Raw genomic sequence first — 23,415 nt, 5'->3', positions numbered from 1 at the left:
ATTAGGCTGTGTCTGACATTGTGACGAATGAACAAGGACGGCTGCGCACCCGCGTGGCCGTCTTTGCGTGTGTTGCCGTTATCGCGCTGGCGCTCGATCAGATCACCAAGGCATGGGCCCAACATGCCTTGGCCGATGGGCGGACCATGCGCGTGATTCCCGGGATTCTCTCATTCACGCTGGTGCATAATCCGGGTGCCTCGCTCGGTATGGGTTCCCATATGACATGGTTGATCTCCCTGTTGGCCATCGTGGCCTGCGCGGTGCTGATCGTATTGACCTTGCGTACCATCTCCATGAAATGGACCGTGATATTCGCCTTGGCGTTCGCTGGGGCGTTGGGCAATCTCATCGATCGCGTCGTCTATGCCGAAGGCTTCCTTAACGGCAAGGTGGTCGACTTTCTGAACTACGGATGGTCCGTCGGCAATGTCGCCGACATCTTTCTGATGATTGCCGGAATCGCCGCCGTGCTGTTGCTTCTGCTCGGCGAGCCGTTCAGTCAGAAGGAGCTTGACGAGCAGAACGCCGAGGCGAATGCCGCATGAGCCGGTTGGTTCCAGCGCCCGACGCGCTCGTCGGAAAGCGTTTTGACGTGGCCGTGGCCAAGATGCTCGGCATCTCACGAGCCAAAGCCGCGGACCTGATCGAGACCGGCCAGGCTCGTGTACTCGGCCGTGACATCGCCAAATCGTCGAGCCTGCAGGCGGGGGAGACCGTTGAATTCGACATCGTCGAGGAACGTTCCGAGCCGGAACCGATCGCTCATGACATGGCCGTGGTCTACGAAGACGATGACGTGGTCGTGGTCGACAAGCCGGTAGGCGTGGCCGCGCATGCTTCCGTCGGCTGGACCGGACCGACCGTACTCGGCAGTCTGCTTGACCGTGGCGTACGCATCACGTCGTACGGCGCGGCAGGCCGTCAAGGCATCGTCTCCCGGCTTGACGTCGGCACCTCCGGGCTCATGCTGGTATGCAAATCCGAGCTTGCCTATGTGGAAATGCGTCGACAGTTCGCCGAACATGAAGTCGTCAAAACCTATCATGCGCTGGTGCAGGGCAACCTCAAGGAAGACAAGGCCACCATCGAGGCGCCGATCGGCCGCGCGAAGGTCTCCGATTTTCGGTTCTGCGTAACGCCAGCCGGCAAGGAGGCCATCACCCATTGGGACGTGATGGAACGCTTCGGCGAAGCGACGCTCGTCTCCGTGAATCTGGAAACCGGACGTACGCACCAGATCCGCGTGCATTTCTCATCCATCGGACATCCGTTGGTGGGGGATCCCATGTACGGCGCCAATCCGCAGCTGAGCGAGACACTCGGATTGGAACGGCAGTGGCTGCACGCCATGCAGCTCGAATTCCGTCATCCGCGTACTCATGTGTGGACCACCGTCCGGTCGCATTATCCCGTCGACCTGCAGCATGCGCTTGATGTGATGCGCAATCGTCATCGTGACGCGAATCCGACGAGGAACTGAATCACGAACAATACGATTGCGGCCAGCAGACAGATCGGACAGGTCGCGACCATCATGCATACCGCAATCAGGACCAACGAGTCCAACGGATCATAGCTGCCTCGCTGCAGATACAGCATTCCCGCAACGATCGCCACGGCCAACAGCATGGCCACGATCAGACAGATCAGGGAAACGAAACGCAATGTACGGCGGGTTTTCGCGGTCATGGCACTCCTTTGTTCGCAAGATGCGGATACCGTTTGGTTGCGACGCTAACGGGTGCAAAGGCGTATGTCCAGCGCAACCAGGGGGTTGTGGACGCACCAAACGGGTTATCCACAGGCTCCGGGAGTGTCGCAAGCGACGGGCCGCGTGCGGCGACCACGGTGACGAGGTACGCGTGTCGGTTGTTTCGATGCGGTGAATTGCGGCTCTCGGCGTAGTCGGCCGTCAGGAATCATAGGTAGATTGGAGAGCATGGCTACTTCCGGAAACTTCGTGCAACTGCATAACCATACGCACTATTCGCTGCTCGACGGCGCTTCGAAGATACCGGATCTGGTCAAACGCGCCAAGGAACTGAACATGCCGGCCGTCGGCATCACGGATCATGGCAACATGCATGGCGCCTATGAGATGTGGAGCACCGCAGTCAATGCGGGCATCAAGCCAATCATCGGCATCGAAGCCTATGTCACGCCGGAAACCGCACGCCAGGACCCGACCCGAGTGAGCTGGGATACCAACTGGAACCCGGATCTTGACCCGAACCATCGCAAACGCAACCCCAACGACGTGTCCGGCGGCGGCCTGATCACGCATCTGACCATGTGGGCGGAGACCGACGAAGGCCTCGTGAACCTCATGAAAGCCTCGACCGACGCGAACCTGGAAGGGCGTGTCATGCGTTACCCGCGCATGGACAAGGAGATCCTATCCAAGTATTCCAAGGGGATCATAGCCTCATCCGGTTGCCCTTCGGGCATCATCCAAACCCGATTACTGCTCGGTCAATTCGATGAGGCACTACGTGCGGCGGGGGAGCTGCAGGACATCTTCGGCCGAGACAACTTCTACATCGAATTCATGGACCACGGGCTGAATATCGAAAGACAGGTGACCGACGGGCTGCTTGACATCGCCAAAAAGCTCAATGCGCCGTTGCTGGCGACCAACGATTCCCATTACGTGCGTGCGGAGGATGCCGGCGCGCAGGACGCCATGCTGTGCATCAACTCCGGCTCCACCCTCGACGAGCCGGGACGATTCAAGTTCGACGGTACCGGCTACTACCTGAAATCCGCCGAAGAGATGCGTGAACTGTTCAAGGACCTTCCCGAGGCATGCGACAATACGCTGGAGATCGCCGAACGCTGCAACGTGATGTTCGACGATCATGAGGATGGCGCCTTCATGCCTCAATTCGACTGCCCCGAAGGATGGGACGAGACCTCGCTGTTCCTGAAGAAGGTCGAAGAGGGCCTGGAAAAGCGTTATGACGGCAATCCGCCGATCGAGGTGCTCAAGCAGGCCGACTACGAATGCGGCGTAATATGCCAGATGCAGTTCTGCGGTTACTTCCTTGTCGTGGCCGACTACATCAACTGGGCCAAGACGCACGGTGTGATGGTGGGGCCTGGCCGTGGTTCCGCTGCAGGCGCCATGGTGGCATACGCCATGGGCATCACCGAACTCGACCCGATCCAGCACGGTCTGATTTTCGAACGCTTCCTCAATCCGGAGCGAGTCTCCCTGCCTGATATCGACGTGGATTTCGATCCGGACGGCCGCGGCCGCGTACTCGACTATGTCGGCGAGAAATACGGTCGTGACAAGGTGGCGCAATGCGTGATCTACGGCACCATCAAAACCAAGCAGGCCTTGAAGGATTCCGCACGCATCATGGGCTTCGACTTTTCCATGGGCGAGCGCGTGACCAAGGCGTTGCCACCGGCGCAGACGGGCGGCAAGGACATCCCGTTGCACGATATCTTCGATCCGACCTCGAAACGCTATGCCGAAGCGCGTGAGTTCCGGGAGCTGTACGATTCCGATCCGGATGCCAAGCGTGTGACCGATGAGGCGATGGGCATCGAGGGTCTGATTCGTCAGACCGGTGTGCATGCCTGCGCCACCATCATGGGTAGTGAGCCGATTACCAACACCTCGCCGCTATTGGAACGTACCGACGGTACCGTCACCACTACGCTCGAATATCACACATGCGAAACGCTGGGTCTGGTCAAGATGGACTTCCTCGGGCTCTCCAACTTGACGGTGATTCGTGACACCCTGAACAACATCGAGGCGAACGGCAAGGACCGCATCGACCATACCAGGATTCCTTTGGATGACAAGGCCACGTACGAGTTGCTGTCGCGAGGCGACACCCTTGGCGTGTTCCAGCTCGATTCCGACGGCATGCGCTCGCTGCTGAAAACGTTGAAGCCCAGCAACTTCAACGATATCTCCGCGTTGATCGCCTTGTACCGGCCGGGCCCTATGGATATGGATTCGCATACCAACTATGCGAAGCGTAAGAACGGCCTGCAGAAGATCACGCCGATTCATCCCGAAGTGGCCGAACCGCTCAAGGAGGTGCTTGACGAGACCTATGGTCTGATCGTGTACCAGGAGCAGGTGCAGTCGGCCGCGCGAATTCTGGCGGGTTACTCTTTGGGTAAGGCAGATGTGTTGCGCCGAGCCATGGGCAAGAAGAAGCCGGAAGTGTTGGCCAAGGAGAAAATCCCGTTCTTTGCGGGCATGAAGGAGCATGGCTACTCGCAGGAGGCGGCCCAGGCCGTGTGGGACATTCTGGTGCCGTTCTCGGGGTATGCGTTCAACAAGGCGCATTCCGCCGCATACGGTTTGATCTCCTATTGGACCGCGTATCTGAAGACGCACTATCCGGTGGAATTCATGGCCGCCCTATTGCAGGGCGCCAGCACCAATAAGGACAAGACCGCACTGTATCTCGGCGAGGCGCGGCGCATGGGCATTCAGGTGCTGTCTCCGGATGTGAATGAGTCGGTATTCGAATATTCGGCGGTCGGCGATGTCGTGCGATTCGGTCTCGGTGCCATCCGCAATGTCGGCAGGAACGCCGTCGATGACATCATCAAGGAGCGCGAGAGCGGTCATGGCAAGTATGTGAACTTCCCGGATTTCGTGCGTCGCGTGCCGTTGAGTGCCTTGAACCGTCGTCTGGTGGAATCGTTGATCAAGGCCGGAGCCTTCGATTCGGTCGATCCGAACCGTCGTGCGCTGTTCACCATTCATGAGGCTGCCATCAATTCGGTGGTGGGCATCAAGCGCAAGCAGGCGGAAGGCCAGTTCGATCTGTTCTCCGATCTGGATGATTCGGCCGAACAAGACGGCATGGGAGACGCCATGGTGAGCGTGCCGGATGTGGAGGAATGGGATAAGAAGACCAAGCTCAACTTCGAGCGTGAGATGCTGGGACTGTATGTGTCCGACCATCCGTTGAGCGGCATGCAGTCGGTGTTGTCGAGTCTGCGTGAGATGTCGATCGCGCATCTTATCGATCGCGCCGGAACCATGCCTGACGGGCAGCAGGTCACGGTAGCCGGGCTGATTACGAATGTGGACCGTCGCGTATCGAAGAAGGGCAATCCTTGGGCGATCGTCACCATCGAGGATTTGGAAAGCTCCATCCAGTGCATGTTCTTCGGCAAGGTATATGAAGCGGCCGCGCCGGAACTGGCGGTCGATACCGTAGTGCAGATCCGGGGCCAAGTCGAGCGGCGCGACGAAACCGTGAGTCTGCGTGCCACGGAATTCCAGGTACCGACCTTGGAGGCGGAGGATGAGAGGCCGCTCGTGATCACGCTGCCGCAGGTTGCACTGAACCGTGATCATGTGATGCGGCTCGGGCGGATTCTGAACGACCATCCCGGCTATTGCGAGGTGAGACTTGCCATCATGGACGATCAGGGCAACGCCAAGGTGCTGACCTTCGGCGATCGCTTCCGCGTGAAGCGGGACACCTCCCTGTTCGCCGAGATCAAGATTCTTTTCGGTCCCAGCTCCCTGCCCATGGCCTGAATGAGGTCAGCGGGCCTCTTCGAGGATGTTGCCTTCGGCGTCGATGTGCGGTGCGCCGTTGGCGATGCACTTGGCGACCACGCCCTTGGCCATACCGGCCGAAGCGATCAGCGCCACACCCATGAATACCGAGCAGACGATGCCGATGACCCATGCCGGTGTGAACGAGAGCGCCGCATCGAAGGCGATACCGGAGACGATCGCGCCGACGATGCCGCCAAGTGCGGTGGCGGAAATCGCAATGCCGGTCAGCTTGCCGACATCACGGCGGCCGTATTCGTGTGCAATCATGATGGATGGACCGATCGTGGCGGTGCAGGTGCCGATGCCGTAGAAGACCGCGGCGAGAATCGGCCCCCAATTCGTGGACGGGAAGCACAGGAACAGGCAGGCGAGCAGGCAGGAGACGGAGCCGACAAGCACGCCACCCACCATGCCGAAACGGTCGAAAATCCAACCCAGTACGACCTTGGCGACCAACACCACACCCATGTACAGCGACATGATGTAGCCGGCCCAAACCACGCTATGGCCACCGGTGACCACCTCAGTGCCGTTGTTGTTCACGGACGTCATGTTGGAGACCATGTTCACGGAAACCGCGCCATTGATGATGCCGACGAACAGGAAGCCGAGTACCAGCAACCAGAATCCGGCATGCTTGCGAAGCACCTTCCAGCCCACGGCCACGTTCACTTCGGACAGTGAGTGCCCGCTCTTGCGTTCGGCCTCTTTGATCTCCTCGTCACTCAGTTCGGCGCCAAGCGGCAGCAGACCCTTCTCGCTCGGCTTGGTGCGGAAGAAGATGACCGGAATCGGCAGTGCCGCGACCAAGCAGATCATGCCGAGTACGACATAGGCGGTACGCCATCCGTAATTGGCGATGACGGTGCTGGCGATCGGGGAAAGGATCATGCCACCGAAGCCGGAGCCGCACAGGGCCGCGGATACGGCCAGACCACGCTTGAGATTGAACCAGTTGGTCACCACGACGGAGATGAACAGACGTACGCCGGAAGTGATCAGCGTGCCGGAGATCGCCGCAAGCGCGTAGATCTGCCATGCGGAGGTGACGGCGGAATATCCGAACAGCAGCAACGCGGAGAGGATTACCAGGAAGGAGGCGATCTGGCGTGCGCCGAGCTTATCGATGAGCGCACCCATGAACAGCGTCGCCACGATGGAGATCAGTGATGCAAGCGACGTGCCGGTGTTGTACTGGCCGATGGTCATGTGCAGATCGGAGACGATATGCGCCTGGAACAGTGAGGAGCAGTTCACGAATGTTGTGTAGCAGGTGCACATCATCAGGAAACCGCCGATGACGATCCACCACCCGTAGAAGAACTTCGGTTTGGTGACCGTGGTGTTTTCGGGTGCCGTCGATGCGGGTGACGCTTGGGACATGGCGGTTCTCCTTGCCGTCGTAATCACTGTTGATTGCTATGCAAACTAGCATCGCCATGTAACGCCGCCGCCGTAACACATCGTGGCATGACCACCCTTATGATCATGGGGTCCGGGGTGGTCGGCCGCGCTCATGGGGCGGGAATGTCTCACAATGCGGCTGAACGTGAGATTTCTGACAGGTCTCGTGACCCGACGTTGTTACGATGGGGCGTTATGAGCGAAGAAAACTATATGCGAATCATTGATCTGCGTGGTAGGAAGCTGACCCGAGCCGAAATGCTGGATGCTATGCCGCGTGCGGAGATGGGCACCAACGAGGCCACTGAACTCGTGCAGCCGATTCTCGACGACGTGAAGGCCCGCGGCGCTGCGGCCCTTCGCGATTTCGCGGAGAAGTTCGACCATATTCGCCCCGAGAACCTGCGCGTGCCTGTCGAGGTCATGAAGGCCGCCGTCGACGAACTCGACCCGGAGGTGCGTGCCGCCATCGAGGAGTCCGTGCGCCGTTCTCGCGCCGTATCAGCCTCCCAAGTACCGGCCCCGTTCCACACCGATCTGGCCGAAGGAGCCCGTGTGTCCGAGCGCTGGATTCCGGTGCAGCGCGTCGGCCTGTATGTGCCGGGCGGCAAAGCCGTGTATCCGAGCTCCGTCATCATGAACGTGGTGCCGGCACAGGCCGCAGGCGTCGAATCCCTCGCCATCGCGACCCCGCCGAGCCGCAACAATGCCGACGGTCTTCCCGACAAGACCATTCTCGCCACCTGCTCCATCCTTGGCGTAGATGAAGTCTATGCGGTCGGCGGTGCCCAGGCCGTGGCCATGTTCGCCTACGGTGCCAAGGGCTCCGAGCCGCAGGACGGTGAGATCCTGTGCGATCCGGTCGACAAGATCACCGGTCCGGGCAACATTTTCGTGGCTACCGCCAAGCGTATGGTCTCCGGCATCGTCGGCATTGACGCCGTCGCAGGTCCGACCGAAATCGCCATCATCGCCGACGGGGGTGCCAATCCGAGCTGGCTTGCCGCCGATCTGATCGGCCAGGCCGAACACGACGAGCTTGCCGGCTCCGTGCTCATCACCGACAGCGAGGATATCGCCGCCAAGGTGCAGGAGAATCTCAAGTACCGTGTGCCGCGCACCGAGCACGCCGAACGTGTCGAAACGTCGCTGCGCGGTCGTCAGTCCGGCATCATCCTCACCGACGGCATCGAACAATCCATCGACGCGGCCAATGCATACGCGGCCGAGCACCTCGAAATCCAGACCGCCGATCCGGATGCCGTCATCGCCAAGATCCGCAATGCCGGTGCCATCTTCCGCGGCCCGTATTCCCCGGTGCCGCTGGGTGACTACATGTCCGGCTCCAACCATGTGCTGCCGACTTCCGGCACCGCACGTTTCGCCTCCGGCCTCGGTGTACACACCTTCATGAAGCCGGTCGAAGTCATCGAATACGACGAACAGGGCCTGAAGACCCTTGCCGCCCGTGTGAATGCCTTCGCCGTTTCCGAAGATCTGCCGGCGCACGGTGAATGCGTGCTCAGCCGTTTCATTGACGATCCGTACGACAAGGCGACCATCACGGAACAGGAAGAACGGGCGGGCCTGCGATGAGCGAAACCTCCAGCAATGCGATTCCGGCATATCTGCCGCTGCGCAACGACCTGATCGGTGAGGAACCGTATGGTGCTCCGCAGCTTGACGTACCGGTATGCCTCAACGTCAACGAGAACCCGTATGCGCCGGAACCGGCCGTGGTCGAAAGCATCGCGCAGCGTGTCAAGGAGATCGCCCCGACGCTCAACCGCTATCCGGATCGCGAGCATATCGCGTTGCGTCAGGCGTTCTGCGACTACCTCAAGAAGGAATCCGGCGTCGATCTGGTCGTGGATCAGCTGTGGGGCGCCAACGGGTCCAATGAGATCATGCTGCAGCTGTTCCAGGCTTTCGGAGGTCCGGGACGCATTGCCCTGGGCTGCGATCCAACGTATTCCATGTATCCGGAATATGCGCGTGACACCTTCACCCGGTGGAAGGTCGCACACCGCAATGCGGATTTCTCACTGAACGCCGAAAACGTCATTGAGGCCATTCATGACGTCAAGCCGGCCATGATCGTGCTTACCAGCCCGAACAATCCGACCGGCACGCCTCTTGCGATGGATGATCTGAAACGTATTCTCGAGGCGGCCAAGACCGCAGAGGTCGTCGGGGCCGCCGAAGGCGTGCATCCGGTGGTCGTGGTGGATGAGGCCTATGTTGAGTTCCGCGATCCGGGCACGCCGACCGCGCTCGAACTCATCGACGAATACGAAAACCTCGCCGTGAGCCGTACCATGAGCAAGGCCTTCGCCTTCGCGGGTGCACGTGTCGGTTATCTCGCGGCCAGCAAGGGCATCATCGACTGCGTGCGTATCGTGCGCATGCCGTATCACCTGTCCGCAGTAACCCAGGCGGCGGCCTTGGCGGCCTTCGACCATACCGATGAGCAGCTCAGCCGTGTGTCTCACCTGCGCGAAATCCGCAATGCCACCGCCGCATGGCTTCGCGAGCAGACCTACAAGGGTCGGCCGCTCGAAACCGCTGCAACGCAGTCCAACTTCATTCTCTTCGGCGGTCATTTCGACAATCGCGAACGCGTTTTCGACGAACTGCTCAAACGTGGCGTACTCATCCGCGTGGTCGGCCCCGACGGTTGGATGCGCGTATGCATGGGTACCGACAAGGAGATGGCGCGTTTCCGCGAAGCGTTGGTCGAAGTGCTGCGTATTGTGGAACAGGACTGAACCATACCAATAAAGGAGTCGCAACCATGGCGCGTACCGCAACCATCGTTCGTGAGACCAGCGAATCCAAGGTTGAACTGAGCCTGAATCTCGACGGCACCGGCAAAACCGACATCGACACGTCGGTGCCGTTCTATAACCATATGATGACCGCGCTCGGCAAGCATTCGCTGATTGATCTGACCATCAAGGCGACCGGTGATACCGACATCGACGCGCATCACACCGTGGAAGACATCGCCATCGTATTTGGCGAGGCGTTGAAGCAGGCGCTTGGCGACAAGCGTGGCATCCGTCGCTTCGCCGATGCCACCGTGCCGTTGGATGAGGCGCTGGCCAAGGCGGTAGTCGACATCTCCGGCCGACCGTACTGTGTGTGCAGCGGCGAGCCGGAAGGCTTCGAATATTGTATGATCGGAGGCCATTTCACGGGTTCGCTCGTGCGCCACGTCATGGAATCCATCGCCAACCACGCCGGCATCTGCCTGCATCTGCAGGTGCTTGCCGGTCGTGATCCCCATCATATTGCCGAAGCCGAATTCAAGGCACTGGCACGTGCGTTGCGTTTTGCCATCGAACCGGATCCACGTGTGGACGGCATCCCCAGCACCAAAGGTGCTCTGTGATGAGCGACAAGGATTTGAATCCGGACGATTTCAACGCCGATGACATGCATTTCAGCGAGGAGGAGCTGGAAGCCGCCATGGCAGGATTCGAACGCGAGTTCAACGAAGCCGAAGCGGCCAAGCAGCGGGAATCGCAAGCGGAAAAGACCGATGACGACAGCGATGCCGCCGACGTGCTGAATGCGGCGCAATCCTCCCTCCAATTCGAGGATGAGCTGCAAGGTCTGCTCGGCAATCGTGCGAAGACGGCGGTGATCATAACTCGGCTGACCTCGCCGCAACTGCTTGCCGCCTTCTGCCAGATTTCTGACATCTCCGCGCAATGCGTCGGCTCCGAGCAAGGCGCCGTCGCCATACTGCGCAATCTGGATGGCGACGGTCCCGAGGCGGCCGCCAGGGACATCACCACGGTGGTGGCCGGTATGCCGGTGATCCTCGCGGTGAACCGTGCGGACAAGCTTGAGGCGACACTGTATGTGGAGGGCGAATCCGGCCAGACCTTCGCGCCGCCGGTGCTGTTCACCTCCACCGCATCGTTCGTGGAAGACCTCATGCTCGGTATCACCGATCTGGATGGTCTCAAGGATTCCGGTCTCACCATTGTGGATTCGGCTGACCTTGACCGTGACGATGCCATGAAGGTCATCGCCGAGCATACGAGATTCGGACGCGGCGGTGCCGCCATCGAATAGCTTTTCGGACAACCGGACCAATCGAACAAAGGAGAATGCCCATGACTTCCGTTGTGGTTTTCGACTATGGTTTCGGCAACGTGCGCTCCATGGTGCGTGCGTTGGCCAATCTTGACATTGATGTGACGCTCACCTCCGACCATCGGCAGGCGCTGGAGGCAGACGGTCTCGTGGTGCCGGGCGTGGGTGCCTTCGCGGCCTGCATGGAAGGCCTCAGAAGCGTCGGAGGCGATATGGTAATCAAAGATCGCCTCCGTGCCGGCCATCCCGTGCTCGGCGTATGCGTGGGCGAACAGATCATGTTCGAACGTGGTATGGAACATGGTGATGGCGAGCCCGGTCTTGGCCTGATCAGGGGAGACGTGGAATTGCTCGACGCCGACGTGGTGCCGCACATGGGTTGGGATACCGTCGAAGCTCCGGAAGGCTCCGTACTGATGAAGGGCGTGGAACACGAACGGTTCTACTTCGTGCATTCCTTTGCCGCAATGGGTGCCGCACCGGCCGACATGTCGACCGACCAGATCGATTTCGGCGGCGCCGAGGAACATGTGACCTGGTGCACCTATGGTCGCAGCCGTTTCGTCGCCGCCTACGAACGCGGGCCCCTGTTCGCCACGCAATTCCATCCGGAGAAGTCCGCCGAAGCCGGTGCACAACTGTTGCGCAATTGGATCGCGACATTCTGATTGTCCATTCGATCGTCGGTGATTTTCCGTGTTCTCCTTACCGTCGCCGACTGTAGAACGCTGATTTGAGAAAAGAGGTAATGACATGTCTTTGACGTTGCTCCCCGCAGTCGATGTTCGTGACGGCAAGGCCGTGCGCCTGCGTCAGGGTGAATCCGGTTCCGAAACCGACTACGGCTCCCCGTTGGAAGCCGCCCGCACATGGGTGGAGTCCGGAGCGCAGTGGATTCATCTGGTCGACCTCGACGCGGCCTTCGGCACGGGCGATAACCGCGATCAGTTGAGCGCCATCGTCAGGGAGCTTGGCGATAAGGTCAATATCGAAATGTCCGGCGGCGTGCGCGATGACGCCTCGCTTGACGCGGCCCTCGAAGCCGGCGCGGCCCGCGTGAACATCGGCACCGCGGCGCTTGAGAATCCGGATTGGACCGCATCCGTGATCGGCAAGTACGGCGATCGTGTGGCCGTCGGCCTTGACGTTCGAGGCCATACCCTTGCCGCCCGCGGTTGGGTGAAGGAAGGCGGAGACCTGTTCGAGACCATGAAGTTCCTCGACGCCGCCGGTTGCTCGCGGTACGTGGTCACCGATGTGGCGCGCGACGGCATGATGAGCGGTCCGAACATCGAGCTGCTGCGTGAGGTCGCTGAGCGCACCGATGCCAAGGTCACCGCATCCGGCGGTATTTCCACACTCGATGATTTGCGCAATATCAAGGAACTCGCCGAGCTTGGCGTCGATTCCGCGATTCTCGGCAAATCGCTCTACGCCCGTGCCTTCAGCCTTGAGGAAGCGCTCGAAGTCGCACGGTAGGCATCGGCCTGAACACGCTACTTCTTGGCTGTACGTCTGCGCATCGCGAGCAGCCAGGAAGTAGCGCACATGCAGAGCACCGTCACGGTGGTGACGCCGGCAATGATTTTCATGGTGGCGTCCGAGTCGTGTCGTCTGTGCAGTATGAGCGGCTTGTCCGACGATGCCGTGCCGCCGTGCCGCATTGCCGCTTCGCCGTTGAGCCGTGGACCGCGCAGAGTGTCGGATAGGGACAGTGCCAAGGCGTTCTGCGGATCCATGATGCCCCATCCGATGGTGGTGTTGCGCTGATCGGAATGAGGACGATTCGCCGAGACGAGGATGCGCTGCCTCCACTGGGCCGGTGTCTCACTTGGGTATCGTGCGGCGATCAGTGCCGCTTCGGCGCTCACATAGGCGGTAGCGAAGCTTGTGGATGAGGCGTCCGTAGCGAACACGCAATCCACGCCTCCCGGGATGGTCGATGCCGTCATCATGCCCGGTGCCGCAACGTCCACCTGATCACCGTGCACGGAATCCTCAGTGACGTTCAAGTCGGTGTTCAGCGCGGTGACGCCGACGACCTCGCCGTAAGCCGCGGGGTAGCGTGCACCGTCCTTGGTACTGGTGGAAGTCAGCCGGTTGCCGGCGCTGGCGACAATGAGGCTCCCATGCGATTCCGCATATTGCACGGCCTGTCTCATCTGCGGAATGTCACGGGTGTCGCTTAACGAGATGTTGATGATCTGCGCATGATGGTCGACTGCGTATATTATGGCCTGACTGACCGTTTCCATGGATGGTGCGCCCGTTTGCCGACCATTTTCCTCACGGATGTTCTCGAATACCCGGATCGGTAGAATGGTGGCCTCCGGTGCGAGTCCTTGCACCGAGGATCCCTGTACGTTGCGGGCGGCGATGATGCCGGCCACGGCGGTGCCGTGACTGTAGGTGTCGGTCGTGCCGTTGGTGGGATCTTCCTGAAGGTAGCTGACACCTGGAACCACGGCGTCTTTGAGATGAGGATTGTCCACATCCACACCCGAATCGATGACTGCGACGGTTACGCCTTTGCCGGTGGATTGTTGATGCAGGGTGTCAGGATCGAACAGATCATTGGTCCACGGGCGTTGCGTGATGTAGTTCTCGACACCCGCCTGGCACTGCTCCTGCCCGTCCGCGACGGCGGCGTCGACCGACATGCCTTTCGATTCGGCGGAAACGGTCGGAGCCGAGCCTGCCGCCGCGGTGGTGAGTTGCACGCCTTGGGGGAACACGTCGATCCATGCGCGCGGAATGGTGCGAACGTCATTGCCGGAATAGCCGAGCCGCTTGAGTATTTCCTCGGAGGCCTCGGGGACGGGGTAAGCCGTACCCGTGGAGTCGATGGCGAATACGGTTCCTTTGTCAGAGGTTCCTATCGCCGCCCGGACCAATGCTCCCGCTCCGTCTCGCATGGTTACGGAATCGGAATGACTGCCGTCTGTGGAAGCTCCATAATCGCCGGTGACGGCCAGTTGCGCATGCGATGGGGTCGCCTTACCGGAGGAATGCAACGGATATACGGCGCACGCCGATGACCTGCCTTGCGCCGAAACGAGTGCGTCGACCGGCCAGGTGTCGGGAATCACCGATGTCGCGGAATTGGAGAAGTACTGGAAATCGGTGGCGCTGAGCGTACGTGGCTGCGTGAGGCGTTCCGGTTTTCCGATGATGTACAGACCGTAGGTGAAATCGCTGAGGGCGGACAGGGATCCGTCCGGCATCACGACGTATCTGGTCTGTCTGGCATCCCCCTGTTGCTGTACCACACCGCCGACCGTCACATCGACGCCATGCACGCCGATAATCTCACCTTCATTGTGCAGGGCGATGGGTTCCATGGCATCGCCCTGCTCGAACAGGTTGATCCACTGCGTGGTGGCGGTGATGACGGCCGTCTGCGGTATGCCAAGCGCTCTCAGATAGGCGTCACGTGACGTCGGTTCGGAGGGGAGTTGGTATCGATGGGATCCGGTGACCAGATAGTCGATGCCATCCACGGAAGCGACTATGGCCTCGCGTGAGGTCTGTTTTCTCGCATTGGCGTTGCTGACGGTCGTGTCGAGACCATGCTCGGAAGTGCAGCTGCGGATGGATCCGGTGATCAGATTGTCACGGTCCGGCAATGAGTCCGGTGCGCCGAGAATGCCTATGGTGGAACCGATGGGAATGCCCTTGAGCTGGTCATCGGCAACGGTGAGCACTTTGAAATCGGATGAGGGGATCAACAATCGTGCGCTGATGGCGTTGATGACGGGATGCAGCGTGCCGTGGGAGCTGACATAGCGTGCCGCAGAGCCTTTGGCCACGATGAGTTTGTTGTTCTCCCAACCGGATGGCAGCGAAGGGCTGATGATGCCGTAGAACATGCTGATGAGCATGGCGATGATGGTAAGGCCCACACCGACTATCACCGGAGTCTGGTTCTTCTTCGGCATCAGCTCCACGCCGTCCGGAATGCCACTGGTGAATGCGGTGACCAGACGACGCCGTGAATAGCTTTGCGCTTCGGAAAGATCCTTCTTATCTGCCATGACAACATCCTTTATGCGGCAAGAGCGACGAATATCACAGGGTGATCGCCAGATAGGCGAGTGGCGGAAGCATCATGATGCATAGGGTTTCCGCTGTATCGGCCATGCGGGTGGCGAATAGCGACCGTCTGCGTGTGACATGCGTGAACACGATGGTCGCCAAAGCGCAACACAGCATCAGCATGGTCAGGGGAATGCTGAATTCCGGATGCATGCGCACGCTCATCAGGCCGGTGCATATGATGCCAAGACCTGCGGCGCTTACGGTAACGCACATCTCACGCAACGTATGAATCTGGCGCGAGTCAAGCAGCATGGCGAGGAATGCGACCAGGCAGATCACCGCCCCGAGTGGTGTACTGAGAGAGTTGAGCAATGGCATGGCGATGAGTAGCATCGTGGCGACGCTCACCCGTCCGATGAACAGCATGGTGGAGCCGGTAATGTAGCGTTGTTTGACCTCGGCGTAATCGATCGGTTCCGGCAGGGCGAAGATTTCCGCATCGCTATGAGGGCTTTGCACGCTGATGCGGGCGAACGACAGACACATCCAAGGCAGTGCATTCGCAGCCAAGGCGGCGAACATCGTCGCAATGATCCAGATGTTCGCCATCCATGAAGGCAGCAATGTGGAAAGTATGCCCGGAATGGCCGCCAACAGGCCGATGATGATCGGAATGAAGCCATAGGGTCGTGTGCTAGGGGCGGCGACGGCCATCAGGCATCCCGAAACCAGCAGTCCTGCACTGGCTCCGACCAGCGGCAACGTGTGAAACGCCTGATCCGGTACGAGGTACGAAGCCAGTTGATAGCCTCCCACCGCGGCGAAAACGCTTGCGGTCAGTCCGATGACGGTGGCCTGTACGGTCATGGTCTTGCCGTGCAGCAATGCAGCCAAGGCGATCAGTACTACGGAAAAGCCGATGCCAAGCGCGGCGTTCCATATCGAAACGGGAAACAATGCCAGCCAGCCGGCACTGATGGCGAGCATGCCCACGCTGATGAGCAATGAGGTGAGCGTGGTGTGATCCTTGGTCCAAGGACGGTAGACCCGTTGCACACTCGCGCCGACGGCTTCGACCACGTCGTCATACACGATGTCCGTGTCGACTGACGCGCCGGGCTCCAGCGTAAGTACGCTCCGATCGGATACATGCTGTTCCGCGAAAGTTCGTGAGGGGGAGAGCGGTTCCCCGTCAGCGGTAATCAATCGGTATCCGCCATACACGATGGAGGGGTCCAGTACGCCGAGCCTGCGGGCGATGTCCGGAAGAAGATCCGCAACGATCGGTCCGTCCGAGACCGTGAGCGTAATGGTACGGGTGTTATAGGCGATCGTCAGTCGCAGCATGTTCGCACTGGGAACGTGCGGTAGGGGAATGGGGGCCGCCGATCGTGGACGGACAGGGGGATCATACGGCATTGCACCCGCTTTGAAATTCATATCTTCTATCTTTTCTCTCGCAAAATTCCGTATGTGACAAATCTATATTTATGACTACTGATGTGAAATAATATAGACTCCTTCTGTAAAAATCCACCGAGGATGACTCTTGATGAAAGTACGGGGGTATATCGCATATGCTGCCGAAAACTTTTAATCAATCATGCAAATGATGTAAAGATTTTTTTGGGACGACAAAAAACGCGGAAGACGTACGGTTAAGAGATTGTGTTGTAATTGAGAATTTAGCTATATTCGGATAGGCATATTTGATATAAAAGGGGTTTCTTTTATGGAAAGTACGGAGGTATACAATTGCGAAATCCGTAGACTTAAATTACTCTGAGAAGAGTCGTTGCATTGATGAGGGCATTGCTGTCATCCAGTGTGACGCGAATAAAGAATGGTTCTCTACGGGAGGGAAACGAAACATGGCGGAAAAAATCAGAGCAGAGGAAGGCGCCATTGAAAAGGGCGCCGCTGCGGTTGAAAACGCACGACTCGGCATCGATAACCGCATTAAGGATATCGAGTCGAAGATGGCTGAACTTGGCTCATTCTGGAGCGGCGATGCCGCCAACTCCTTCAACACGCTGATGATGAGCTGGCAGGAGAAGGCCAGCGCCCTGAACCGCATTCTTAACGATCTGCGCGATAATCTGCGCGGCACCGCCAAGGATCAGGCCGCGAACGAGGAAGACAACCAATCCCGCACGTCCAAGTTGCAGTCCCTGCTGGGCTGAAGGACGAGAAACATAGACAAGCTGTAAGGAGAAACAACAATGGTGAGCTTTTTTTCCGTTCGTCCCGAGCAGGTGGATGTTCTTTCCGCCGATATCGCCAATGATGCCAAAGGCATCGCTCAAGAACTCGACAATCTCGACACCCAGGTGAAGTCCTTGATCGAGCAATGGGATGGTGCGGCCCGTGAGGCATACCATCAGGCCCAGCGTGATTGGAACGGCAAATTGCAGGAGATGAACCAGATTCTGGGGCAGATCTCTCAGGCGACCTCGCAGATCGCCCAGCAGTATGTCGAGTCCGACGCCCGTTCCGCGGGACGCTTCTAAAACATCGGGATTCGGTGAGGTCGGGACATCCCCGCACAGGGTGGGGCATCCCGACCTCACCGCCTCGTATGCAATCGATGACATGATGGGAAGAAGGGGAACAGATGGTTGAAAAAGTCAGCCTGCAGCCTGAAACGGTGCAAACCCAGGCGAAAGATTTGAACGACATGGGAGAGGATGTACGGGACGCCGATGCCCAATGGAAGGGTGCGACGCGCGGAAACGCCAACTTCTTCGAACAGATGCTTGAGAAGGATCTCAAGCGGTCCGCTCAGGCGTTCCGGCAATCCAGGGAGCGTCTTCACGAGGCGGTGCAGGAGTATGCACAGCGGCTGAGCACCACTGTGGACATCTTCACCAAAACCGAGGAATCACAGATGGATGCCATCAATGACGCCCAAGCCAAGGTGGCGGCGGCGCCGTCCGCGGATTCCACCGGACATGCTTCGGCATCCGGGATGGCGAAAATCATCACGTTGGATGAGTCCTCTTCGGACGGCGGGTCGGTGTCCGCCGGTTCGTCGTCTTCCGAGTAGGGGTGGTGCTGTGATGGTGCGGTTCGGGCGTCGGGGGCGGTTGCCCGGTATGGTGTCGGCGTTGACGTCCTGCCTGCTGTGCGCGGGCCTGTGCGCGGGATTGTGCGCGCGGACGGCGGCGGCGGACGGGACGGTCGACTGGCGCATCGAGGACATGGGCGTGCGCGACGCGTGGGATGCCGGACTGACGGGCAAGGGCGTGAAGGTCGCGGTGATCGACGACCAGGTCGTGCGGGACTATCCGGCCCTGGCGGACGCGGACGTGACGTACAGGCTGGCGCTCTCGCATGGCGACTCGTGCCACGACGTATACGACAAGAACCGGGTCATGTCGAAGCGGGACATGACGCTGGGCACTGCCGACGGGTTCAACATGACCCATGGCACCCACATGGTCGCCCTGATCGTGGGCAACGGGAAGGGCTATGACGGCGGCGCCGGCATCCAGGGCATCGCGCCGGACGCGTCGGTGATCGCCTACCCGTATAACTTCGCCATTACCGGCTCGCTCGGCGGATTCTCGAACTTCGATGCCTGCGTGGATGCCGACGGGAACAGTGTCGACCAGCTCGTATCCAGTGTCACCGACGCGGTGGATTCGGGCGCGCGCATCATCAACATGTCGTTCCTGGACGCGGCGGACTGGGACTATTACCGGGCGGCCCTGCATGCGCTGCGCCATGGCGTGATCTTGGTGAGCGCAAGGGACAACTCCACCGAAGCGGGCCTGTACGACCTGGTGGGCGAGCCGACCTCCAACAATTATTTTCCCGGGACGGTGACCGTCAACTCCCTGGCGCGGGACGGCACGGTGTCGGCCACATCGGATGTCATGGACGGCAACGTGTCGATCCTGAGCCCCGGGGCCGACACGCTCGTATACGGCTTCACCAACCGGCGCGAGCTCTCCCTCGGCGATGGCGGCACGTCGACCGCGGCGGCCGACCTGACGGGGTATCTGACGTTGGCGGTGCAGAAGTGGCCTGAGGCGACGGGCAACCAGATCCTGCAGTCCTTGGTGCGCAATACGAAGGGTAACGATTCGGGCGAGGCACGGCTGGACGAGGAGCATCGCACGGGGTTCGGCGCGGTGGACCTGCCGCGCCTGCTGTCGGTCGACCCGACGGGCTATCCGGACGTGAACCCGCTGCTGGAGTGGGCGGTCAAAGCCAGCGAACGGCACGAGGAGACCAAGGGCATGTACACGGAGCATCCCGATTGGACGGACGCCACGTTCGCGGAGAGCGACCCGTTCTCCCCGAGCGGCGAGAAAGTCACCTGCACGACGGCGTGCACACTGGTCGGCCGGGAGTACCGGCGCCAGGCACGGGCGTGGCGGAAGGTGGAGCAGTGTCGCAGGGACGGCGGTTCGGATTGCATGCGCTGGTCGGCGACCGCCACCGCCGACCAGGCGGACAGGCAGGCGGACGCGGACGCGGATGCGGGTTCGTCGGCGTTGCCGGGATGGGTGGTGCCGGTGGCCGGCGTGGCCGCGCTGGTGGTGGTCGGCGGAATCGTGGCGGCCGTGGTGGCGCGGCGTCGTGCCCGTGGCCGGCGCCGGCCACCGCAGGGGCCGGCCGCCGCAGTGGGTGGCGGGCCGGCGTATCCGTCCGGGGTCCCGCCGGTGCGGTATCCGCCGTCCGCCGGCCCGCCGGCCCAACAGCCGCCATTGCCGCCACGACGGTAGGCCAATCGTAATTGAACAACATCTGGAAAACGCATTCAGGAAAGGACGAATATGGCCTTTAAGGAAAAATCAACGGGCAAAAGCAACTATGAGGAACTGCTGTCGATGATTGCGCGGACGACCCAGTGGGAGTTCCCGGATGAGATCACACGGTTCTGCGATGCGATGGACAAGGCCTCCGACGCATTGAGGCGTGCTGGGACCGTACTGCAGGAGGATGGCGTGTTCGAATGCAGCGCTCGTGACACCGCATTGGCATGTTCCGACCGGATCGTCCAAAATATCAGCGATGCCGATTTCACCACCCAGGCGAAGCGAATCCGGCAGCGTATCGAAACGTTCAACGATGTCATTTGCGAGGCGCAGAACGTTCGTCTTCCCGGTGACAAGTTGAGCAAGGAATCCGAGCAGGCCATCATGAACGCCACCGAGCCGATGGACTGGATCGTGCCGGGACTTGGCACCGTGACGGGGGTTATGGGGATCGCCGGTGCGAATTTGATCTCCCGGATGCTTGCCAGCAACCGAGAAGAGGAGGCGAAAAAAGAATACAAGCGACTGATAGGAAAGGTCCGAGGCGGAGTGCCTCGGGTTGATTCTTTTCACGCGGTTGATGTGAATGGGATCTGGCCGGCTCCCTCCACCGATGGCTCCAAGGACAAGGCAATCGGGGATTCCCCCCTTACCAATGGGTCGAACAACAAGGGATCGGGCGGTGGCCTGTCCACCATCGGTGCCGCAGGTGCGGGTGTCGGCGGCGGTACCGCTGCCGCAGGCGTGGCCGCAAAGGGCGCCGTTTCGGATTCCGCCAATGCCTCCGCCACGGCTTCGAATGCCGGCCTGTCCACCGCCGGTATGTCGGGTGGGACGGGCCGTTCCAATGTGCCGGGATTCGATGGAGTCGGAAGCGGTTCCCGCTCGGACGGGCTGGTGTACGATCCGGCGACCGGCAGGTGGGCCTACCGCAAGGACCACATGTCGGTCGATGGCGGCATGGACGGTCTGAACGGTGCGGGCTCGCTGCATGGTGGCCTGGGGCGTACGGCGATGGCGGCCAGCGCCGGCGTGGGAGTCGGCAGCACCTTGGCTGCGGGGCGTCTCGCGGGCTCGGGTTCGTCCATGGGTGTACTCAGCGGTGGTGCCGGCGGCGCCGGCGGTGCGGGGTTGGCCTCGCTGAGCGGTGCTGGCATGGGATCGTATTATGCGAACGAGCCGGTGCGGGCAACCGCCGTATCCTCATCGATCAAGGGCGCCACCGGCATGGCAGCGGGTCTGCCGAGAACCGGGTCGGCATCTTCCGCGGAGGCGGCTTCCACGCGTGGCATGACTCCGGCGATGATGGGTGCCGGGCGTGGTGCCTCTTCGAGCAAAGGTGACAAGCGCCATAACACGTTGGGGTATATCGCACCGACGATTGAAGACGACGACGAATTCATTCCCAAGCCGCTCGCAGCGATGGCAGGCCATCGCAAGCGCTCGGGCGAGTGACCGAAACCACTGGAAGAGAGAGGAAGGGGAAACCGCTTATGGCATCACAATGCATACTTTACAATCCTGACGATCTGGCTAAAACGGCGCAGGCATACCAGGAAGCCTCCAACGGGTTTGCTACGGCGAAATCCGCATTCGTGAAGACCGGAGCCGGCAACCCCGGCTTTGGTTTGTTCATGATGGCGTTATATCCTCCATATATTGCGTGCAAGATTGCGACGCAAGGGTATCTGGGCAATATCGGGCAGATGGCGGAAAAGCTGTCCACGGCGTTGCAAGGCGCATCGGAAGACAGTCAGCAGGTCGAATGCAAGTGCCAGGACCGGATCGATAACCTGCAAAAGCAGATTGATGAACACGGCGAACGCCTTACGGCACTCGAGAACAAGCAACATGACAGCGACGTCATTGGCGGTGGTGCAGGCGGTACCGGCACCGTTGGTGGCGGTGACTCGGCCGATTCTTCCGGCGCCTCCGGAATGCACAGCATTTCGACACCGGCACAGGGGTCGTCAGCGGATACCTCGACGGGCGAAACCGACGATGCGCGGACTTCATATGCTCCGATCGCCACCGCGAACGGGGCCGGTTCCGGTACACGGCAAGGTGCGGGAGCGGCCGATGCCGTGCAGCCGACCGACCAGAAGACCAAGGACACCATCAACACCGTCGGCATCGATACCAATGGTGACGCCAAGGATGATTATTCCCTGAACCTTACGGGGGGTGACATCCATGCGACGGTATTGGAGGACGGTTCCATCAAACTGTCCAAACGGGACTCCGCATCCGTGCCGATGCCTCCCGGGACCAACGCGGGGAAATCCGGCTCCTTCAGCATCGATGCCGACCACGATGGCAAGGATGATGTTTCCATGACTCCCGATGCGGGTGCGGACGCCCGCATCAGCATATTCGACAAGGACGACTCCAAATATGCGGCCATCGATTTCGACAATGATGGCGACTATGACGCCGCGGTGCGCATCGGCGACTCCGAGATGGCGCGTGAGGCCATGCGTAAGGAGACGGAGGAATCGGTGTGGCGGTCCATCGCGGCCAAGGATCCGCTAGGCAGAACAGCCGACGAATTGAAATCGCTGTATCAGGACCGCGACATCGTGGAGCTGCCTCAGCGCAGTGAGATCAAATAGAAAGGAGGCGTCGTATCATGACTGATTCCTCATCGGAGCCAACATACTCATGGGCGAAAAGGGTAAACGACAATAAGGGACTTTTCGAATCCGCCGGAGCGATCGCAAAGCAGGCTTTGGAATCGTCTCAACAGGTTTCGGCGGCGGGATCGGCTGCCGAAAAGGGCCTGACGGAGAAGATTCATGGTGGTTTCGCCAAGGCGCGCATTGCCATTACGGCGGTTGACGCGTTATGCAAAGCCATCTTCGGATACAGTCCCGTCGATGAGTGGATCAAGAAGCCGTTCTTCGGTGATTGGGATGATCTGCGTGCCACCGCCAACCAATGGCGGGCGTTGGCCGAATCGCTGAGTGCGCTGCAAAGTGCCGTGCGCAACGTCTCCTCCAATGTCGATGAGACGTCCTGGTCCGGCAAGGCGGCCGATCTGTTCGTCATTCGTAACAATAGCCTTGCGGAGACTGCCGGCAAGGGGCCGCAGCCGTGCCTCGAAGTGGCGCAGGCGCTGGAGGCCCTGGCGGATGAGGTCGATGGAACGTTCGACATGGTCATGGACGGAATCGAACTGCTTATCGAACTGCTGGCCGCGGATGCCGCCGAATTCAGCATACCGGTTGTGGGACCGCTCGTCGGAACCGCCCAAGCTGCGGTCGATGTCGGGGTGGCGATTGACTTTGCCGTGAAAGTGACGGAATATATCGCCACGTTGTTGGGAGCCATCGCCGATTTCGTCGGGGTTGCATCCACCATGGTGAATCTGACGAGCGAATCCCAGTCGGCATTGGACCAGTTCGGTACCGGAAGCGGCGGTGCCAGTGGCGGCAGCGCCACCGCTGGCGGCGGTGGCGGCTTTGGCGGCGGCGGTGGCGGCGGCGCATGGTAGGGCCGCTCGTGTAATGCCGATATTCATGCCATGTAATTGCACAATATAGAAGG

20 protein-coding genes are annotated in these 23,415 nt (G+C 60.2%); 16 read left to right on the top strand and 4 right to left on the bottom strand.

Features of this window, described 5'->3' with window-relative positions; all coding sequences use genetic code 11:
- Positions 1–20 precede the first annotated feature (20 nt).
- Positions 21–548: a signal peptidase II gene (locus HMPREF1494_RS09090; protein ID WP_003839360.1), complete on the top strand. Its 528-nt coding sequence runs from the start codon at positions 21–23 to the stop codon at positions 546–548.
- Entirely contained in the window at positions 545–1,483 is a 939-nt protein-coding gene (locus HMPREF1494_RS09085) for an RluA family pseudouridine synthase (RefSeq protein WP_034522277.1), read from the top strand. Before HMPREF1494_RS09090 ends, HMPREF1494_RS09085 begins: the two co-directional genes overlap by 4 nt.
- Here HMPREF1494_RS09085 and HMPREF1494_RS09080 read toward each other — a convergent pair.
- Positions 1,453–1,692 (bottom strand): hypothetical protein, encoded by a 240-nt coding sequence (locus HMPREF1494_RS09080; protein WP_003841315.1) that lies wholly within the window; start codon positions 1,690–1,692, stop codon positions 1,453–1,455. The genes HMPREF1494_RS09085 and HMPREF1494_RS09080 overlap by 31 nt on opposite strands.
- A 250-nt stretch (positions 1,693–1,942) precedes the next feature.
- Between HMPREF1494_RS09080 and dnaE the strand changes: the two genes are divergently transcribed.
- Positions 1,943–5,530, top strand: a complete 3,588-nt coding sequence (gene dnaE, locus HMPREF1494_RS09075) for a DNA polymerase III subunit alpha (protein WP_034522263.1) — start codon at positions 1,943–1,945, stop codon at positions 5,528–5,530.
- Positions 5,531–5,536: 6 nt separating this feature from the next.
- On the opposite strand, the gene HMPREF1494_RS09070 is transcribed toward dnaE, so the two are convergent.
- Positions 5,537–6,937 (bottom strand): MFS transporter, encoded by a 1,401-nt coding sequence (locus HMPREF1494_RS09070; protein WP_034522260.1) that lies wholly within the window; start codon positions 6,935–6,937, stop codon positions 5,537–5,539.
- 216 nt (positions 6,938–7,153) lie between these two features.
- Here HMPREF1494_RS09070 and hisD point away from each other — a divergent pair, with 216 nt between their 5' ends.
- From hisD to priA, 6 genes are all read left to right on the top strand, one after another.
- On the top strand, positions 7,154–8,554 hold the full coding sequence (gene hisD, locus HMPREF1494_RS09065) for a histidinol dehydrogenase (RefSeq protein WP_033489041.1): 1,401 nt from the start codon (positions 7,154–7,156) through the stop codon (positions 8,552–8,554).
- The gene (locus HMPREF1494_RS09060; RefSeq protein ID WP_034522258.1) at positions 8,551–9,726 is read left to right on the top strand and encodes a histidinol-phosphate transaminase; all 1,176 of its coding nucleotides are present in this window, start codon (positions 8,551–8,553) and stop codon (positions 9,724–9,726) included. Before hisD ends, HMPREF1494_RS09060 begins: the two co-directional genes overlap by 4 nt.
- Positions 9,727–9,752: 26 nt before the next feature.
- Positions 9,753–10,352: an imidazoleglycerol-phosphate dehydratase HisB gene (hisB, locus tag HMPREF1494_RS09055; protein ID WP_003841318.1), complete on the top strand. Its 600-nt coding sequence runs from the start codon at positions 9,753–9,755 to the stop codon at positions 10,350–10,352.
- The gene (locus tag HMPREF1494_RS09050; protein WP_003839373.1) at positions 10,352–11,044 is read left to right on the top strand and encodes a hypothetical protein; all 693 of its coding nucleotides are present in this window, start codon (positions 10,352–10,354) and stop codon (positions 11,042–11,044) included. The genes hisB and HMPREF1494_RS09050 overlap by 1 nt, the downstream gene beginning before the upstream one ends.
- 41 nt (positions 11,045–11,085) lie before the next feature.
- Positions 11,086–11,733, top strand: a complete 648-nt coding sequence (gene hisH / locus HMPREF1494_RS09045) for an imidazole glycerol phosphate synthase subunit HisH (protein ID WP_003844594.1) — start codon at positions 11,086–11,088, stop codon at positions 11,731–11,733.
- Positions 11,734–11,818: 85 nt separating this feature from the next.
- Entirely contained in the window at positions 11,819–12,544 is a 726-nt protein-coding gene (gene priA, locus HMPREF1494_RS09040; RefSeq protein ID WP_034522255.1) for a bifunctional 1-(5-phosphoribosyl)-5-((5-phosphoribosylamino)methylideneamino)imidazole-4-carboxamide isomerase/phosphoribosylanthranilate isomerase PriA, read from the top strand.
- A gap of 17 nt (positions 12,545–12,561) precedes the next feature.
- Here priA and eccB read toward each other — a convergent pair whose 3' ends face one another.
- Both eccB and HMPREF1494_RS09030 read right to left on the bottom strand, forming a co-directional pair.
- On the bottom strand, positions 12,562–15,099 hold the full coding sequence (eccB, locus tag HMPREF1494_RS09035) for a type VII secretion protein EccB (RefSeq protein WP_034522252.1): 2,538 nt from the start codon (positions 15,097–15,099) through the stop codon (positions 12,562–12,564).
- Between the two features lie 34 nt (positions 15,100–15,133).
- The gene (locus HMPREF1494_RS09030) at positions 15,134–16,543 is read right to left on the bottom strand and encodes an EsaB/YukD family protein (protein WP_231495393.1); all 1,410 of its coding nucleotides are present in this window, start codon (positions 16,541–16,543) and stop codon (positions 15,134–15,136) included.
- Positions 16,544–16,974: 431 nt separating this feature from the next.
- On the opposite strand from HMPREF1494_RS09030, the gene HMPREF1494_RS09025 reads away from it, so the two are divergent.
- From HMPREF1494_RS09025 to HMPREF1494_RS08995, 7 genes are all read left to right on the top strand, one after another.
- The gene (locus tag HMPREF1494_RS09025; protein WP_003839382.1) at positions 16,975–17,286 is read left to right on the top strand and encodes a WXG100 family type VII secretion target; all 312 of its coding nucleotides are present in this window, start codon (positions 16,975–16,977) and stop codon (positions 17,284–17,286) included.
- Positions 17,287–17,325: 39 nt separating this feature from the next.
- Positions 17,326–17,613 carry a WXG100 family type VII secretion target gene (locus HMPREF1494_RS09020; RefSeq protein WP_034522248.1) on the top strand — a complete coding sequence of 96 codons (288 nt, stop codon included), beginning with the start codon at positions 17,326–17,328 and terminating at the stop codon, positions 17,611–17,613.
- Positions 17,614–17,717: 104 nt separating this feature from the next.
- Positions 17,718–18,149, top strand: a complete 432-nt coding sequence (locus tag HMPREF1494_RS09015) for a hypothetical protein (RefSeq protein ID WP_003841327.1) — start codon at positions 17,718–17,720, stop codon at positions 18,147–18,149.
- Between the two features lie 49 nt (positions 18,150–18,198).
- On the top strand, positions 18,199–19,836 hold the full coding sequence (locus HMPREF1494_RS09010) for a S8/S53 family peptidase (RefSeq protein WP_051404751.1): 1,638 nt from the start codon (positions 18,199–18,201) through the stop codon (positions 19,834–19,836).
- 51 nt (positions 19,837–19,887) lie between these two features.
- Entirely contained in the window at positions 19,888–21,324 is a 1,437-nt protein-coding gene (locus tag HMPREF1494_RS09005) for a hypothetical protein (protein WP_034522246.1), read from the top strand.
- A 38-nt stretch (positions 21,325–21,362) separates the two neighbouring features.
- Positions 21,363–22,481, top strand: coding sequence for a hypothetical protein (locus tag HMPREF1494_RS09000; protein ID WP_034522243.1), 1,119 nt, complete (start codon positions 21,363–21,365; stop codon positions 22,479–22,481).
- A 17-nt stretch (positions 22,482–22,498) separates the two neighbouring features.
- On the top strand, positions 22,499–23,362 hold the full coding sequence (locus HMPREF1494_RS08995; protein ID WP_003839391.1) for a hypothetical protein: 864 nt from the start codon (positions 22,499–22,501) through the stop codon (positions 23,360–23,362).
- The last annotated feature ends 53 nt before the right edge of the window (positions 23,363–23,415 follow it).

The organism is Bifidobacterium sp. MSTE12, assembly GCF_000513015.1.
Classification (GTDB): domain Bacteria; phylum Actinomycetota; class Actinomycetes; order Actinomycetales; family Bifidobacteriaceae; genus Bifidobacterium; species Bifidobacterium dentium.
Note: the sequence above shows the minus strand (reverse complement) of the source record. Positions and strands in the feature narration are given on the sequence as shown.